Origin of the sequence: Citrobacter sp. Cpo221 (assembly GCF_030332345.1) — a bacterium.
Taxonomy (GTDB): Bacteria; Pseudomonadota; Gammaproteobacteria; order Enterobacterales; family Enterobacteriaceae; genus Citrobacter; species Citrobacter portucalensis.
In genome coordinates, this window is record NZ_JAOWIA010000043.1 from 95,784 (window position 1) to 112,179 (window position 16,396).

Genomic DNA, 16,396 nt, shown 5'->3' on the forward strand with positions numbered 1-16,396 from the left:
GTCACGATATAACAAAATAGCGCTAATGTGATTTGTTACATCCAAAAAACAGATTGTTTTTTTACGCTATTCTTTTCGCCAACTTGCGGCCGAGTGACTCCAGAATATAAATAACAGGGATCTGTGTGGTTATATCGTATTCTCCGGCAATGCGCGTCTGTGGAACGTGCCAGGAGAGATTAAAGTCAGCCAATTTGGCCAGCCGCGAATGTTCATGACTGGTGACAGACAGGACCTTACAGTTATGCAGGCTGAACTGGCTGGCAAAGCGCAGGATCTCTTCTGTTTCACCGGAAACAGAAAGCACGATCGCCAGCGCGTTTCTGGCCATGTCATTCGTTACCGGGAAATAAGGATCATCAATGTGATTACTGAATTTTCCAACGTTTGAGAAAAAACGTGCGCCATATTTGGCTAAGGCTCCGGATGTTCCCGCTCCGACGAATATAATACGTTCGGAAGATAATATAATATCAACAGCCTGATCGAGCAGATTATCGAACTCATCGTTATTAACGCCTTTAAAGAAGCTGATAATTTCGCTGGCACCGAAATTAGCCTGTTGCGGTTCATTCTGCTCTAAATATAATTTGAAGCGCACGCGAAATTCTGAGTAACCTTCACACTTAAGCTTGCGGCAAAAGCGCAGTACGGTGGTAGTGGAAACACCCACGGCATCGGCCAGTTCGCGAATGGTCATGTACATGACTTTGTCACGGTTTTTGATGACATAGTTGTAGACCAGCATCTCAAGATTGTTGAGACTGGCGATGGCAGCGTGGGAGAACATACTCACAATGGCAAAACTCACTCATCAGACTTCATCTACAGGGAATAATAACATGCAGCCAAATGACATCACTTTTTTTCAGCGTTTCCAGGATGACATTCTGGCCGGACGCAAGACCATCACTATTCGTGACGAGTCCGAATCACACTTCAAAGCCGGGGACATTTTACGGGTTGGGCGCTTCGAAGATGACGGTTACTTCTGCACGATTGAGGTTGTAGGCACCTCAACCGTCACGCTGGATACGCTGACGGATAAACATGCCCAGCAGGAAAACATGACGCTTGAAGAACTTAAACATGTCATTGCCGAGATTTACCCGGATCAGACGCAATTTTATGTGATTGATTTTAAATGCCTTTGATTTTAATGGTACGCATGTTAGCTGAAATTTAAAATCTAACACTGTGATTTTTAATGATAAATATTTATCTGGTAATTATTTTAGCTAACAGGTGTTCACTGGAACCATTCTCAGTTACGCTAGAGGAGCAATCACGATAGGGTTCGTTTCTCGGGAGTAAGTTATGGTTCAGAAGCCATTAATCGCGCAGGGATATTCGCTGGCAGAGGAAATAGCCAACAGCATCAGTCACGGTATCGGGCTGGTGTTTGGGATTGTCGGACTGGTGTTATTGCTGGTCCAGGCAGTTGATACCAACGCCAGCGCTATGGCGATTACCAGCTATAGCCTGTACGGCGGCAGCATGATCCTGCTGTTCCTCGCCTCAACTTTGTATCACGCGATCCCCCATCAGAGAGCGAAAGTCTGGCTGAAAAAATTCGACCACTGTGCGATTTATCTGCTGATTGCCGGGACTTACACGCCATTTCTGCTGGTGGGGCTTGATTCGCCGCTGGCACGTGGGCTGATGATTGTTATCTGGAGCCTGGCGCTGATCGGTATTTTATTCAAACTAACCATTGCGCACCGGTTTAAGGTTCTGTCACTGGTGACCTACCTGACAATGGGCTGGCTTTCGCTGATTGTGGTGTATCAACTGGCGGTTAAGTTGGCGGCGGGAGGCGTGACGTTGCTGGCTGTTGGTGGTGTGATGTATTCGCTGGGCGTAATTTTCTACGTCTGTAAGCGTATTCCTTACAACCATGCGATCTGGCACGGCTTTGTGCTGGGCGGCAGCGTTTGCCATTTCCTGGCGATCTATCTGTACGTGGGGCAACACGCATAGATTCAGTGCAACCCCGGGGGCGGCGTAAACGCCTCGCCCGGACTGTATTTTATAGGCCGGACAAGCCAACGCCGCAATCCGGTAGCCTGTGCCGAATTGCCTGATGGCGCTGCGCTTATCAGGCCTACCAATTACTCTTCGTCTAACGAATATGGCAGCGGTACGATATGTAGCGTTTTCGCGTCTTCACGAACGCGGAACACGCTGTCGGTCTCCATGTCGTTATTCATCACAACCTGCACCAGTACCTGACCATCAGCCAGTTGTACTGCGGCGAGTACGGTGCCGGTACGGCGCCAGTTCTCGCCCATTTTCAGCTCCAGGTCTTCACCCGCTTCCGGTACTCGACCGGCGGCACCCGCCAAAGTCCACATGGCGCGTTTGTTGGCTCCGCGGAATTTTGCACGAGCCACCATTTCCTGACCGGTGTAGCAGCCTTTTTTAAAGCTGATCCCGCCCAGAGCCTGCAGATTGGTAGCCTGTGGAATAAACTGTGCACTGTTGGCTGTATCAATAACGGGGATACCCGCTTCGATATCCAGCGCCAGCCACTGCTGGCTGTTATTTAACTCAGCTTCGCCACGCAGCTTTTCAACCAAGGTTTCTGCTGTGGTGGCATTAACGATCAGCAGAAAACGTTCGGCAGGGTGTTCGAACCACAATACCGTGGAGGCACCTTCGGTAATGACCTGCTTATCACTGTTCGGCAATTCGCTAAAGAGATTGGCCAGCGCTGCACGTGCCTGGAATCCCGCTACGCCCAGCAGTACTCGTTCATCGTCCGGGGCAATCACCACCTTCGAGAAGACCGCATATTTTTTCAGCTCGCTGAGCTGCGCATCACGCAGGCTACGGCGCTCAAGCCATGCAAAACCGTCACCCTGGCGGAACAGACGCAGGTTGCTCCACATTTTACCTTTGGCGTCACAATGTGCAGCCAACAGGTGCTGATGCTCGGTCATCTGGCTGACATCCGCCGTGACCTGACCCTGAATATACTTCTCACTGTCGACACCGGTGATGGTGGCGAGCGCCCAGTCATCGAGCGTCATTAGCGTCAGAGGCAAACGCGTTGACGCGAAAGGCTGGCGAGGAGGAAAAGATGTAAAAGCCATAATAATGTCCTGATTTGCTTAACGCAGTGATAATGACTAATGGTAAAAGAGCTATGGCCCATTGCAAGCGGTTTAAACAGGCTATTTGTGCCATATGTTGCGCTTTGCGAGGAGACATCCAAAAATGGTGAATCCTTTGGCTTAATAAGGTTTTATTTAGCGAGCGAGCTTCAGTTTACTGATATTCCCGTAAAAAGAGCGGGAAAAAGACGTTACAATAACGGGATACTTCGTTTTCGCGAGACAGGGAGAAGAACATGGATATTAACAACAAAGCACGTATTCATTGGGCATGCCGCCGCGGTATGCGCGAGCTGGACATCTCGATCATGCCGTTTTTCGAACATGAATATGACAGCTTAAGTGACGAAGAAAAACGTATCTTTATCCGTCTGCTAGAATGTGATGATCCAGATTTATTTAACTGGTTGATGAATCATGGGAAACCAGCTGATGAGCAGCTGGAACAGATGGTGCGACTTATCCAGACACGGAATCGGGAACGTGGTCCAGTGGCAATCTGATTTACGCGTATCATGGCGCGCGCAGTGGCTTTCACTGCTAATTCATGGGCTGGTCGCGGTATTTATTTTATTGATGCCCTGGCCATTGAGCTACACCCCATTATGGCTGGTTTTGCTCTCTCTGGTGGTGTTCGATAGCGTTCGCAGTCAGCGTCGAATCAACGCCTGTCAGGGTGAGATTCGGCTATTGATGGATGGCCGTCTGCGCTGGCAAGGGCAAGAGTGGTCTATCGTTAGCGCCCCCTGGATGGTTAAAACAGGCATGATGCTGCGTTTGCGATCTGATGCCGGAAAACGTCAACATTTGTGGCTGGCAGCAGACAGTATGGATGATGCAGAGTGGCGGGATTTACGGCGGTTGATGCTGCAAAAGGCGAAGCAAGGGTAACGCATGACGCATGCCTGATGGCGCGCAGCTTGAAGGCCTACAGTTAGGTGCGTCATGCTGGCCGGATAAGGCATTTACGCCGTCATCCGGCAAATCGGTTATCAGGACCAGTGCTCGGCCATTTCCCCAAGAATTTGCTCGCACCAGGCCTGAATGCGTTCATCGCTGAGATCGTACTGGTTCGTCTCATCCAGCGCCAGGCCAACAAACAGTTGTCCATCAGCAATGACGGGTTTATCGCTGGTGAATTCGTAGCCTTCTGTGGGCCAGTAGCCGACAAACTTTACACCTTTGGTGATCAGTTTATCGTGCAGCATACCCAACGCATCCAGGAACCATTCGCCGTATCCCAACTGATCGCCCATACCGTAAAGCGCGACAATCTTGCCTTCCAGGTTGAGGTCGTCCAGTTGCTCCCAGACCGCTTCCCAGTCCTCCTGAATTTCACCGAAATCCCAGGTTGGAATGCCCAAAATGAGCACGTCATATTGCTCCATCAGGGTCGGGGAATCGTCTTTGAGGTTGTGCAGTGTCACCAGTTCGGGACCCAGGATATCGCGGATTTTTTCTGCTGCCATTTCGGTGTAGCAGGTGCTGGAACCGTAAAAAAGACCCATGTTCATGACGTAAACATCTCAATTCTGCTGTAGCGTTGCGGGTAGTGTAACAGAATCGCCGCATTCTCGGCACAATGAGGCATAATGCATCAAAAATGAGAGTGGAATAAGGGGCGCGAGTGGAACAGGATCTGGCGCGCATCGAGCAGTTTCTTGATGCCCTGTGGCTGGAACGAAATCTGGCGGAAAATACATTAAGCGCGTATCGTCGCGATCTGACCATGCTTGTGGAATGGTTACATCACCGCGGCGCTTCGCTTGCGACCGCGCAAAGTGATGATCTGCAAGCCTTGCTGGCTGAGCGGATGGATGGAGGGTATAAAGCCACCAGTTCCGCACGTTTGCTCAGTGCGACGCGACGTTTTTTTCAGCATCTGTACCGCGAAAAATATCGTGAAGATGACCCCAGCGCCTCGCTTGCATCACCTAAACTTCCGCAGCGCCTGCCTAAAGATCTCAGCGAAGCACAGGTTGAGCGGCTGCTACAAGCGCCGCTTGTTGAGCAACCGCTGGAGCTACGCGACAAAGCCATGCTGGAAGTGCTGTATGCAACAGGCCTGCGCGTGTCTGAACTGGTAGGACTGACGATGAGTGACGTCAGCCTGCGTCAGGGTGTGGTACGGGTGATCGGTAAAGGTAACAAAGAGCGCCTTGTCCCGTTGGGTGAGGAGGCTGTGTACTGGCTGGAAACATACCTGGAGCATGGGCGTCCATGGTTGCTCAACGGCGTATCGATTGATGTGCTGTTTCCTAGTCAGCGGGCGCAACAGATGACCCGTCAGACCTTCTGGCATCGTATCAAACACTATGCTGTGTTGGCGGGAATCGACAGCGAAAAGCTGTCACCGCACGTCCTGCGGCACGCGTTTGCCACGCATCTGCTTAACCATGGCGCAGACCTGCGCGTGGTGCAGATGCTACTGGGGCATAGCGATCTCTCGACAACGCAAATTTATACTCATGTCGCAACGGAGCGCTTGCGGCAACTACATCAACAGCATCACCCGCGAGCGTGAGTGCTGACAGGATAGGATAGGCTATGAAAAAACGTTTTATGATGTTCACCCTGCTGGCGACGGCGTTTTCCGGCATGGTACATGCAGACGACGCGGCAATTCGTCAGTCATTAGCAAAGCTGGGTGTGCAGAGCACCGAGATTCAACCTGCTCCGGTTGCGGGTATGAAAACTGTACTGACCAATAGCGGCGTGCTGTACGTTACCGAAGACGGTAAACATATTATTCAGGGACCGATGTACGACGTGAGCGGCGCAAGTCCGGTGAATGTCACCAACCAACTGCTGATGAAACATCTGAACGCGCTGGAAAAAGAGATGATCATCTACAAAGCGCCGCAGGAAAAACACGTCATTACCGTTTTCACCGACATCACTTGTGGTTACTGCCACAAGCTGCATGAAGAGATGAAAGATTACAATGCGTTGGGGATCACCGTACGTTATCTGGCCTTCCCACGTCAGGGGCTGGACAGTCAGGCTGAGCAGGACATGAAGTCTATCTGGTGTGCTAAGGACAAAAACAAAGCCTTTGACGACGCGATGACTGGCAAGGGCGTGAAAGCGGCGACCTGTGATGTGGATATCGCTAACCACTATGCGCTGGGCGTACAGTTTGGCGTCAGCGGTACACCGGCGATTGTGCTGAGCAATGGCTATGTCGTACCTGGTTATCAGGGCCCGAAAGAGATGAAAGAATTCCTCGACGCACATGCAAAACAGACCAGCGGTAAATAATTCGCGTGAAACAACAGATACAACTTCGTCGGCGTGAGGCCGACGAGACCGCCGAGCTACCTGCAGACTTGCCGCCACTGCTGCGCCGTTTATACGCCAGTCGCGGTGTGCGCAGCGCGCAGGAACTTGAGCGTAGCGTGAAAGGAATGCTGCCGTGGCAGCATTTAAACGGTGTCGAAAAGGCGGTTGAGATCCTCTACAACGCCTTTCGTGCGGGAACTCGCATCATCGTTGTCGGCGATTTCGATGCCGATGGCGCGACCAGCACGGCGCTAAGCATCCTGGCGATGCGCGCGTTGGGCTGCAGTAACGTTGACTACCTGGTGCCCAATCGTTTTGAAGACGGTTATGGTTTAAGCCCTGAAGTCGTTGATCAGGCTCATGCCCGTGGTGCTCAGCTGATTGTCACCGTAGACAACGGCATCTCGTCTCACGCGGGTGTCGAACATGCCAGAACGTTGGGGATCCCGGTCGTAGTGACCGATCACCACCTGCCAGGGGATACGCTGCCGGGCGCTGAGGCGATTATCAATCCTAACCTGCACGACTGTGAGTTCCCGTCGAAATCGCTGGCAGGCGTTGGTGTCGCCTTTTATCTGATGCTGGCGCTGCGCACTTTCCTGCGTGATAAAGGCTGGTTTGATGAGCGAGGCATTGCACCGCCGAACCTGGCGGATTTGCTCGATCTGGTTGCGCTTGGCACGGTGGCGGACGTGGTCCCGCTGGATGCCAATAACCGCATTCTGACGTGGCAAGGCTTAAGCCGTATCCGCGCCGGAAAATGCCGCCCAGGTATTAAAGCGCTGCTGGAGATTTCCAATCGCGACCCCCTAAAGCTGGCAGCCAGTGATTTAGGTTTTGCCCTCGGGCCACGGCTGAATGCGGCAGGGCGTTTGGACGATATGTCCGTTGGCGTAGCGCTGTTGTTGTGCGACAACATTGGTGAAGCGCGCGTGCTGGCCAATGAGCTGGACGCACTCAACCAGACGCGCAAAGAAATTGAGCAGGGTATGCAGGCAGAAGCGCTGACCCTGTGTGAAAAGCTGGAACGCAGTAGCGATACGCTACCTGGCGGTCTGGCTATGTATCATCCCGAGTGGCATCAGGGCGTAGTGGGGATTCTGGCATCGCGTATTAAAGAGCGATTCCATCGCCCGGTGATAGCGTTTGCCCCGGCAGGTGACGGTACCCTCAAAGGATCCGGGCGTTCGATTCAGGGGCTGCACATGCGCGATGCGCTGGAGCGCCTGGACACCCTTTATCCGGGCATGATCCTCAAGTTTGGCGGTCACGCCATGGCGGCGGGCTTATCGCTTGAAGAGGCGCAGTTTGAGCGTTTCCAGCAGTGTTTTGGCGAACTGGTAGCCGAGTGGTTGGATCCCGCCTTACTGCAAGGTGAAGTGGTGTCTGATGGCCCACTGAGCGCAGCGGAAATGACCATGGAGGTCGCACAAATGCTGCGCGATGCCGGACCGTGGGGGCAAATGTTCCCGGAACCGCTGTTTGACGGGCATTTCCGTTTGCTCCAGCAGCGTCTGGTCGGTGAGCGTCATCTGAAGGTAATGGTCGAGCCCGTAGGCGGTGGTCCACTTCTGGACGGTATTGCGTTTAATGTCGATACCACCTGCTGGCCGGACAACGGTGTGCGCGAAGTTCAGCTTGCCTACAAACTGGATATTAATGAGTTTCGCGGCAACCGTAGTTTGCAGATTATAATCGACAATATCTGGCCACTTTAGCGTCACTAATCGCTATAAAAAAGGGCGTGGATTAGTTACAATCCCGCTCTTATCACCGCATTTTGACTAGTCCAATAAAAGAAATCAGACAATGTTTGAAATTAATCCGGTAAATAACCGCATTCAGGACCTCACGGAGCGCTCTGACGTTCTTAGGGGGTATCTTTGACTATGATGCCAAGAAAGAGCGTCTGGAAGAAGTAAACGCCGAGCTGGAACAGCCGGACGTATGGAACGAACCCGAACGCGCGCAGGCGCTGGGTAAAGAGCGTTCTTCTCTTGAGGCCATCGTTGATACGCTCGATCAGATGAGCCAGGGCCTGGAAGATGTCTCCGGCCTGTTGGAGCTGGCTGTAGAAGCCGACGACGAAGAAACCTTTAACGAAGCCGTAGCAGAACTCGACACGCTGGAAGATAAGCTGGCCCAGCTGGAATTCCGTCGTATGTTCTCCGGTGAATATGACAGCGCAGATTGCTATCTCGATATTCAGGCAGGTTCTGGCGGTACGGAAGCGCAGGACTGGGCAAGCATGCTGATGCGCATGTATCTGCGTTGGGCTGAAGCGCGCGGCTTCAAGACTGAAATTATTGAAGAGTCTGAAGGTGAAGTGGCGGGTATTAAATCCGTGACCATCAGAATTGCTGGCGAATATGCGTACGGTTGGCTGCGTACTGAAACCGGCGTACACCGTCTGGTTCGTAAGAGTCCGTTCGACTCCGGCGGACGTCGCCATACGTCGTTCAGCTCTGCGTTTGTTTATCCAGAAGTTGACGATGATATTGATATCGATATCAACCCGGCGGATCTGCGTATTGACGTTTACCGTGCCTCCGGTGCAGGTGGTCAGCACGTTAACCGTACGGAATCTGCGGTGCGTATTACCCACATCCCGACCGGGATTGTGACGCAGTGTCAGAACGACCGTTCACAGCACAAGAACAAAGACCAGGCCATGAAGCAGATGAAAGCGAAGCTTTATGAACTGGAAATGCAGAAGAAGAATGCCGAGAAACAGGCGATGGAAGACAATAAGTCAGATATCGGCTGGGGTAGCCAGATTCGTTCTTATGTCCTTGATGACTCCCGCATCAAAGATCTGCGTACCGGGGTTGAAACCCGTAACACGCAGGCGGTGCTGGATGGCAGCCTGGATCAATTTATCGAAGCAAGTTTGAAAGCAGGGTTATGAGGAACCAACATGTCTGAACAACACGTACAGGGCGCTGACGCGGTAGCCGACCTTAACAATGAACTGAAAACGCGCCGTGAGAAGCTGGCGAGCCTGCGTGAGCAGGGGATCCCGTTCCCGAACGATTTCCGTCGCGATCATACCTCAGACCAACTGCATGCTGACTTCGACGCAAAAGAAAACGAAGAGCTGGAAGCGCTGAACATTGAGGTATCCGTTGCTGGCCGTATGATGACCCGTCGTATTATGGGTAAAGCATCATTCGTTACGCTGCAGGACGTTGGCGGCCGCATTCAGCTGTACGTTGCTCGCGATGACCTGCCGGAAGGCGTCTACAACGAGCAGTTCAAGAAATGGGATCTGGGCGATATCCTCGGCGCGAAAGGTAAGTTGTTCAAGACCAAGACCGGTGAGTTGTCTATTCACTGCACCGAACTGCGTCTGCTGACCAAAGCGCTGCGCCCGCTGCCGGACAAATTCCACGGTCTGCAGGATCAGGAAGCGCGCTATCGTCAACGTTACCTGGATCTCATCTCTAACGATGAATCCCGTAATACCTTTAAAGTGCGTTCACAGATTATGGCTGGCATCCGTCAGTTCATGGTTGCTCGTGGCTTTATGGAAGTAGAAACCCCGATGATGCAGGTGATCCCTGGCGGTGCGGCAGCGCGTCCGTTTATCACCCATCATAACGCGTTGGATCTGGACATGTACCTGCGTATCGCGCCGGAACTGTACCTCAAGCGTCTGGTGGTTGGCGGCTTCGAACGCGTATTCGAAATTAACCGTAACTTCCGTAACGAAGGCATCTCTGTTCGCCATAACCCAGAGTTCACCATGATGGAACTCTACATGGCTTATGCGGATTACAAAGATCTGATCGAACTGACCGAATCGCTGTTCCGTACGCTGGCGCAGAACGTTCTGGGAACGACTGAAGTGCCTTATGGTGAAGAAGTCTTCGACTTCGGTAAGCCGTTCGAAAAACTGACCATGCGCGAAGCGATTCAGAAATACCGTCCGGAAACCAACATGGCCGATCTGGATAACTTCGACTCTGCAAAAGCGATTGCTGAATCTATCGGCATCAAAGTTGAGAAGAGCTGGGGTCTGGGCCGTATCGTGACCGAGATCTTTGAAGAAGTTGCGGAAGCGCACCTGATTCAACCGACCTTCATTACCGAGTACCCGGCAGAAGTTTCTCCGCTGGCGCGTCGTAATGATGAAAACCCGGAAATCACTGACCGCTTCGAATTCTTCATCGGCGGACGTGAAATCGGTAACGGTTTCAGCGAGCTGAACGATGCGGAAGATCAGGCGCAGCGTTTCCAGGATCAGGTTAACGCTAAAGATGCGGGCGATGACGAAGCAATGTTCTATGACGAAGACTACGTTACGGCTCTGGAACACGGTCTGCCGCCGACTGCGGGTCTGGGCATTGGTATCGACCGTATGGTTATGCTGTTCACCAACAGCCATACCATCCGCGACGTGATCCTGTTCCCGGCAATGCGCCCGGTTAAGTAAGATGTGAAATGCCGGATGGCGGCTGATGCCTTATCCGGCCTACGATTCGTTATGTAGGCCAGATAAGCGTAGCGCCATCAGGCAATAATTTGTTGGCAGTAATTCCGCAACAGCGTACGCGCTTCTTTGTCTGCAACCTGCATTACCATCCACGGGCTAAAAGCCCACGGCGTCGCGTCAATCCCGCTTAAGACATCCGCAAGACTGCTCCAGTGGCAATCCATCACTTCATCTGGGTTTAGCTGTAGCGGACTCACGATATGTGCGGCATAAACCGGGCATACTTCGTTTTCAACTATTCCACTCGGGTCTGTAGCGCGATAACGAAAGTCAGCGTATACGGGGCTGAGCAAGTCGATGTCTGCACCCAGTTCGAAGCGAGCCCGGCGGACAATAGCGTTTTCGTGGGTTTCACCCAGCTGCGGGTGACCACAGACAGAGTTGGTCCAGACGCCAGGCCAAGCTTTTTTGTGCAGCGAGCGGCGGGTGACCAGCAGTTGGCCCTGCTCGTTAAATATCCAGCACGAGAAAGCGGAATGCAGGGGAGTTGTGGCGGTATGCGCCGCATATTTTTCCAGCGTTCCGCAGGGTTGGTCCTGCTCATTCAATAAAATGACATGTTCCTGTCGCATAGCGTCCACCATCAATCTTAAGCACCCATATTATATGCTTAATTAAGTCAGATTGATTAACAGAGGGTGTGAAATGCCAGGACCGACGGTTCGTTGCGCGATATGATTTGGCATCCGGTTTCTGGCTGCTATGATAAAGCGTCTGAAAATGTTGCGAGGTATTGTTTTGAGTGCAGGACGCCTGAAGAAAAATGGCCTGGGTATCGTGATGTTGCTGTGTGTCGGTCTGCTGTTAGCAGGGTGTTCCGGGAGCAAGTCGTCTGATACAGGAAGTTATTCCGGCTCCGTGTATACCGTGAAGCGGGGGGATACGCTATACCGTATTTCGCGCGCTACCGGGACCAGCGTGAAAGAGATCGCCCGCCTGAATAATATTTCACCGCCCTATACCATTGAAGTAGGGCAAAAACTGAAGGTCAGCGGTGGCGCGAAAACCAGTTCTAACTCTGGCAAAACAACCAAGAAATCCTCAACCAAAACGGCAGCGGTCAGACCGTCTTCATCCGTACCGCAGTCTTCCTGGCCACCAGTAGGGCAACGTTGCTGGCAGTGGCCTGCCAGCGGTAAGGTGATCCTGCCTTATTCAACCGCGGACGGCGGCAATAAGGGCATTGATATCTCGGCTGCGCGCGGTACACCGATTTATGCCGCCGGCGCCGGGAAGGTGGTTTACGTCGGTAATCAGCTGCGGGGCTATGGTAATCTCATCATGATTAAGCACAGTGAGGACTACATCACTGCGTATGCGCATAATGACACCATGCTGGTGAACAACGGTCAAAACGTGAAGGCCGGGCAGAAAATCGCGACGATGGGCAGCTCGGATGCGACTACGGTGCGGCTGCATTTCCAAATCCGCTATCGGGCGACAGCTATCGATCCACTGCGTTATTTGCCGCCGCAGGGCAGTAAGCCAAAATGCTGACGGTGATTTAATCGCCAGTCAGTCGGTTAGTCCCTTGCCAAGAAGAGCGTAAGGTTTATAATCCCTTACGCATTTCGATGCGGGCGTAGTTCAATGGTAGAACGAGAGCTTCCCAAGCTCTATACGAGGGTTCGATTCCCTTCGCCCGCTCCAAACTCAACTCCCCTGAAGTCTACCAAGCTAAACTTTCTCTTGTTAAATCAGCAGTTATAGCATTCTATTAGTCTATTGAACTCAACAGTACTCCCTCAGGGTCAAGCTCAATGTGGGGGTATGGGTGGGGGTATAATTGTACCCCCTGCTGAGAGGTACCCCCAATGAAGCTGACTGCTCGTCAGGTTGAAACTGCAAAACCTAAAGATAAGCCCTACAAACTCGCTGATGGTGGTGGTCTTTACCTGCTGGTTAATCCCAATGGCAAAAGATACTGGCGTCTCAAATACCGTTCACTAGGCAAAGAGAAGCTGCTCGCTATTGGCGTTTACCCTGATGTTTCTTTAGCTGAAGCCAGAAGTAAGCGTGAGGATGCTAAAAGAACATTAGCTGCTGGCAATGATCCTTCTCTCGAACGAAAAATTGAGAAACTTAGCCGTCAACAGGACGCAGAAAACTCGTTTGAGGCTATCACGCGGGAGTGGTATCAGCGACGCTATGACCGTTGGTCTGTCTCTTACCGTGAAGAGATGTTGAGAACTTTTGAAAAGGATGTGTTTCCTTATATCGGTCACCGGCCAATCAAAGATATCAAGCCGATGGAGTTGCTTGCAGTTCTTTCCAAGATAGAAGCACGAGGGGCAACTGAGAAGGTCCGTAAGGTTCGCCAGCGCTGTGGAGAGGTCTGGAAGTACGCTGTTGTTACTGGCAGGGCTGAATACAATCCCGCGCCTGATTTAGCCAGTGCAGTAACTCCCCATGAGAAAGAACACTATGCTTTTTTAACTCAGGATGAATTGCCTGAGTTTCTTCGGACTTTGAGCACCTATGCCGGTAGTGTGCTTGTTAAGATTTCGATGCAATTGCTTATTTTAACAGGAGTAAGGCCTGGGGAGTTGAGGCAAGCAGAGTGGCAGGAGTTTGATTTTGAGAAAAAGGTTTGGAATGTGCCAGCGGAACGCATGAAAATGCGCCGCCCTCATCTGGTTCCATTATCAAGCCAGGCAATTGACCTGCTTAATCAGCTTAAACCCATGACGGGTGCAGGAGCGTTGTTGTTCCCTGGACGTAATGACCCTAAGAAGCCAATGAGTGATATGGCTTTAACTGTGTTAGTAAGACGGATTGGCTATGCTGGTCGCGTTACAGGGCATGGATTCCGCCACACGATGAGTACCATTTTGCATGAGCAGGGATTTAATTCAGCTTGGATCGAGCTACAGCTGGCTCACGTCGATAAGAACTCAATTCGTGGGACATATAATCACGCTCAATACTTGGAAGGAAGAAGGGAGATGATGCAGTGGTATGCGGAATTTATAGCAAAATAATTTAAAGTGTGCCCCATAACTATTTCTTGTCTAGTACCGCACCATTGCAATGGCTAAGGACCATTCATAAAAGGAGGTTTTTTAATTGTGTATTATTTTTACAAGCTATCTTTACTTCCAATCTAAGTTTTTAAATAGATTAAGGGGCGTTTACAAGAGCTCAGGGCCGTAATAGGCCCTACTAAACATGTGTTTTTTTGATGAAATACATGGGGGGTATTAAGAAATAAAACTCATACATTAATTACATCCCATAATGAAGTATCTATTTTTAATTGATTGAACCTAGACTCATCTATAGCAAAACATAATAGGTGCTGAGGTCTTGAAAATCCTACATACATCATTTTTGCGTAACGTTCAATTAACACTATTTTTGCTTGCAAGGTTTTTATTTTTGCTTTTCTTGTTTTTTCTCCATGTCCGCTTTTTAATTTTGTGATTTCAATCTCTATTTTATCAATCTCATCTTTAATGCTGTTAGTTATATCAACACAATTCTTGCCTTCAAAAAACTCTTTTAGAACAAAGGATTCATAGTTTTTTTTGTAATAAGTTTCTAAGTATAATGTGGCGGAATGTGTCTGTCCCTTAACAGAGTGAATTGTACCTGTATAGTGTTCTGAATTTTTTTTAGTACGTGTTTCTTTAATGATGGGAGTTGCGGTTATTATTTTTTTTGCATCTTGCAGAAAGAAATTATCGTCTTGAATATCAATTTCAGAAATCTTTTTGAATGTCCAGATGATCGTTTTTTTAGACATTTCAAAATATACTTCATCACCAAGAATGAACTTATTTGCTACTCTATATAGAAGTTTTTTAAATTTTCATAATGTTTTTCGTCTAATTTTTTAATGTATTCAATTAATGTTTTTTTTGTGTAAAAATAACCATTGGCATCTTTGATACTATATGATTTCAGCAGAAATAGAGTTGAATTTATTAATGAATCACATATGTCGCTTATTGTCACATTACTTTTTCTTAATAATATAAGGAAATAGTCATGCAATGTATTTAAGTCATTTGATTTTGGTTCTGGTAAACTATCTATGTTTATAAAGTTTACAAGAGATAGTTTGTCATCTTCCCTTGGTTTTGCAACCCAAGCAATGCTTGCTCTTAGCGGGTTATCAAGCTTAGGGATTTGGCCTGAGTTTAAATAACAATCATAAAGCTCATTGAATTTTGGTATGACTTTTTTAATATCTTTACTTCGATAACATAGAATAATTGGTTTTATTTTTGATTGATTATTATTTCCTATAACTATGGCATGTGTAAGGGATAATTTACTTACAACATTTGCAATGGGTGAGCTAAGGAAGGTGCGAACAAGTTCCTGATATGAGATCATCATATTCATCCGGAGCGCATCCCAGAGGGACATCATGAGCCATCAACTCACCTTCGCCGATAGTGAATTCAGCACTAAGCGCCGTCAGACCCGAAAAGAGATTTTCCTCTCCCGCATGGAGCAGATTCTGCCATGGCAGAATATGACCGCTGTCATCGAGCCGTTTTATCCCAAGGCGGGCAATGGCCGACGGCCCTATCCGCTGGAGACCATGCTGCGTATTCACTGCATGCAGCATTGGTACAACCTGAGCGACGGTGCCATGGAAGATGCCCTGTACGAAATCGCCTCCATGCGCCTGTTTGCCCGATTATCCCTGGATAGCGCCCTGCCGGATCGCACCACCATCATGAATTTCCGCCACCTGCTCGAGCAGCATCAACTGGCCCGTCAATTGTTCAAGACCATCAATCGCTGGCTGGCCGAAGCAGGCGTCATGATGACCCAAGGCACTTTGGTGGATGCCACCATCATTGAGGCACCCAGCTCTACCAAGAACAAAGAGCAGCAACGCGATCCGGAGATGCATCAGACCAAGAAAGGCAATCAGTGGCACTTTGGCATGAAGGCCCACATTGGTGTCGATGCCAAGAGTGGCCTGACCCACAGCCTGGTCACCACCGCGGCCAACGAGCATGACCTCAATCAGCTGGGTAATCTGCTTCATGGAGAGGAGCAATTTGTCTCAGCCGATGCCGGCTACCAAGGAGCGCCACAGCGCGAGGAGCTGGCCGAGGTGGATGTGGACTGGCTGATCGCCGAGCGTCCCGGCAGGGTAAAAACCTTGAAGCAGCATCCGCGCAAGAACAAAACGGCCATCAACATCGAATACATGAAAGCCAGCATCCGTGCCAGGGTGGAGCACCCGTTTCGCATCATCAAGCGGCAGTTCGGCTTCGTGAAAGCCAGATACAAGGGGCTGCTGAAAAACGATAACCAACTGGCGATGTTATTCACCCTGGCCAACCTGTTTCGGGTGGACCAAATGATACGTCAGTGGGAGAGATCTCAGTAAAAACCGGAAATAACGCCAGAAATGGTGGAAAAAATAGCCTAAATAGGCTGATTCGATGTGTTTGCGGGAAAAAAATCGGCCCAGATCCGCGAAATTTTAATCAGCGAGTCAGCTTGGGAAGAAATGACCTGCTTATTCGCACCTTCC

The 16,396-nt window shown here is 50.2% G+C and carries 18 protein-coding genes and 1 tRNA gene; 13 read left to right on the forward strand and 6 right to left on the reverse strand.

What is annotated here, in order from left to right; translation table 11 throughout:
- Window positions 1-61: 61 nt before the first annotated feature.
- Window positions 62-790, reverse strand: a complete 729-nt coding sequence (locus OGY72_RS09130) for a MurR/RpiR family transcriptional regulator (protein WP_286547616.1) — start codon at window positions 788-790, stop codon at window positions 62-64.
- Between the two features lie 52 nt (window positions 791-842).
- Between OGY72_RS09130 and yqfB the strand changes: the two genes are divergently transcribed.
- Both yqfB and trhA read left to right on the forward strand, forming a co-directional pair.
- On the forward strand, window positions 843-1,154 hold the full coding sequence (gene yqfB, locus OGY72_RS09135; protein ID WP_048225466.1) for a N(4)-acetylcytidine aminohydrolase: 312 nt from the start codon (window positions 843-845) through the stop codon (window positions 1,152-1,154).
- 163 nt (window positions 1,155-1,317) lie between these two features.
- Window positions 1,318-1,980: a PAQR family membrane homeostasis protein TrhA gene (gene trhA / locus OGY72_RS09140; protein WP_286547607.1), complete on the forward strand. Its 663-nt coding sequence runs from the start codon at window positions 1,318-1,320 to the stop codon at window positions 1,978-1,980.
- A gap of 131 nt (window positions 1,981-2,111) precedes the next feature.
- Here the strand turns inward: trhA and ygfZ are convergent, their stop codons facing one another.
- Window positions 2,112-3,095, reverse strand: a complete 984-nt coding sequence (gene ygfZ, locus OGY72_RS09145; protein WP_149281263.1) for a tRNA-modifying protein YgfZ — start codon at window positions 3,093-3,095, stop codon at window positions 2,112-2,114.
- Window positions 3,096-3,352: 257 nt separating this feature from the next.
- On the opposite strand from ygfZ, the gene sdhE reads away from it, so the two are divergent.
- Window positions 3,353-3,619, forward strand: a complete 267-nt coding sequence (sdhE, locus tag OGY72_RS09150; RefSeq protein WP_003825514.1) for an FAD assembly factor SdhE — start codon at window positions 3,353-3,355, stop codon at window positions 3,617-3,619.
- Complete coding sequence (locus OGY72_RS09155) at window positions 3,600-4,007, forward strand: protein YgfX (RefSeq protein WP_003825515.1); 408 nt, start codon at window positions 3,600-3,602, stop codon at window positions 4,005-4,007. The genes sdhE and OGY72_RS09155 overlap by 20 nt, the downstream gene beginning before the upstream one ends.
- A gap of 101 nt (window positions 4,008-4,108) precedes the next feature.
- On the opposite strand, the gene fldB is transcribed toward OGY72_RS09155, so the two are convergent.
- A complete protein-coding gene (fldB, locus tag OGY72_RS09160) occupies window positions 4,109-4,630 on the reverse strand; it encodes a flavodoxin FldB (protein WP_003026933.1) in 522 nt (173 codons plus the stop codon).
- Window positions 4,631-4,743: 113 nt separating this feature from the next.
- On the opposite strand from fldB, the gene xerD reads away from it, so the two are divergent.
- The 5 genes from xerD to lysS all read left to right on the forward strand — a co-directional run bounded on the left by xerD (window position 4,744) and on the right by lysS (window position 10,833).
- Window positions 4,744-5,640, forward strand: a complete 897-nt coding sequence (gene xerD / locus OGY72_RS09165; RefSeq protein ID WP_126317441.1) for a site-specific tyrosine recombinase XerD — start codon at window positions 4,744-4,746, stop codon at window positions 5,638-5,640.
- 23 nt (window positions 5,641-5,663) lie between these two features.
- Complete coding sequence (gene dsbC, locus OGY72_RS09170; RefSeq protein ID WP_003825520.1) at window positions 5,664-6,377, forward strand: bifunctional protein-disulfide isomerase/oxidoreductase DsbC; 714 nt, start codon at window positions 5,664-5,666, stop codon at window positions 6,375-6,377.
- Between the two features lie 5 nt (window positions 6,378-6,382).
- A complete protein-coding gene (recJ, locus tag OGY72_RS09175) occupies window positions 6,383-8,116 on the forward strand; it encodes a single-stranded-DNA-specific exonuclease RecJ (RefSeq protein ID WP_286547608.1) in 1,734 nt (577 codons plus the stop codon).
- A gap of 91 nt (window positions 8,117-8,207) precedes the next feature.
- Window positions 8,208-9,306, forward strand: a protein-coding gene (gene prfB / locus OGY72_RS09180; protein WP_100194817.1) for a peptide chain release factor 2 whose coding sequence is annotated in 2 segments (ribosomal slippage) — window positions 8,208-8,282 and window positions 8,284-9,306 — 1,098 coding nt in all. Because the reading frame shifts where the segments join, the coding sequence is not laid out codon by codon here.
- A 9-nt stretch (window positions 9,307-9,315) separates the two neighbouring features.
- The gene (gene lysS / locus OGY72_RS09185; protein WP_003026911.1) at window positions 9,316-10,833 is read left to right on the forward strand and encodes a lysine--tRNA ligase; all 1,518 of its coding nucleotides are present in this window, start codon (window positions 9,316-9,318) and stop codon (window positions 10,831-10,833) included.
- A gap of 77 nt (window positions 10,834-10,910) precedes the next feature.
- On the opposite strand, the gene idi is transcribed toward lysS, so the two are convergent.
- A complete protein-coding gene (gene idi, locus OGY72_RS09190; RefSeq protein WP_286547609.1) occupies window positions 10,911-11,465 on the reverse strand; it encodes an isopentenyl-diphosphate Delta-isomerase in 555 nt (184 codons plus the stop codon).
- A gap of 166 nt (window positions 11,466-11,631) precedes the next feature.
- On the opposite strand from idi, the gene actS reads away from it, so the two are divergent.
- From actS to OGY72_RS09205, 3 genes are all read left to right on the forward strand, one after another.
- Window positions 11,632-12,390 carry an amidase activator ActS gene (actS, locus tag OGY72_RS09195; protein ID WP_032945492.1) on the forward strand — a complete coding sequence of 253 codons (759 nt, stop codon included), beginning with the start codon at window positions 11,632-11,634 and terminating at the stop codon, window positions 12,388-12,390.
- Between the two features lie 79 nt (window positions 12,391-12,469).
- Window positions 12,470-12,543, forward strand: a tRNA-Gly gene (locus OGY72_RS09200).
- A 164-nt stretch (window positions 12,544-12,707) separates the two neighbouring features.
- Window positions 12,708-13,874, forward strand: a complete 1,167-nt coding sequence (locus tag OGY72_RS09205; protein ID WP_123267961.1) for a tyrosine-type recombinase/integrase — start codon at window positions 12,708-12,710, stop codon at window positions 13,872-13,874.
- 233 nt (window positions 13,875-14,107) lie between these two features.
- On the opposite strand, the gene OGY72_RS09210 is transcribed toward OGY72_RS09205, so the two are convergent.
- Both OGY72_RS09210 and OGY72_RS09215 read right to left on the reverse strand, forming a co-directional pair.
- Window positions 14,108-14,638, reverse strand: coding sequence for a hypothetical protein (locus OGY72_RS09210; protein ID WP_286547611.1), 531 nt, complete (start codon window positions 14,636-14,638; stop codon window positions 14,108-14,110).
- Window positions 14,639-14,676: 38 nt separating this feature from the next.
- The gene (locus OGY72_RS09215) at window positions 14,677-15,243 is read right to left on the reverse strand and encodes a hypothetical protein (protein ID WP_286547612.1); all 567 of its coding nucleotides are present in this window, start codon (window positions 15,241-15,243) and stop codon (window positions 14,677-14,679) included.
- A 25-nt stretch (window positions 15,244-15,268) separates the two neighbouring features.
- Here OGY72_RS09215 and OGY72_RS09220 point away from each other — a divergent pair, with 25 nt between their 5' ends.
- The gene (locus OGY72_RS09220) at window positions 15,269-16,249 is read left to right on the forward strand and encodes an IS5-like element ISKpn26 family transposase (RefSeq protein WP_000019450.1); all 981 of its coding nucleotides are present in this window, start codon (window positions 15,269-15,271) and stop codon (window positions 16,247-16,249) included.
- Window positions 16,250-16,396: the final 147 nt, after the last annotated feature.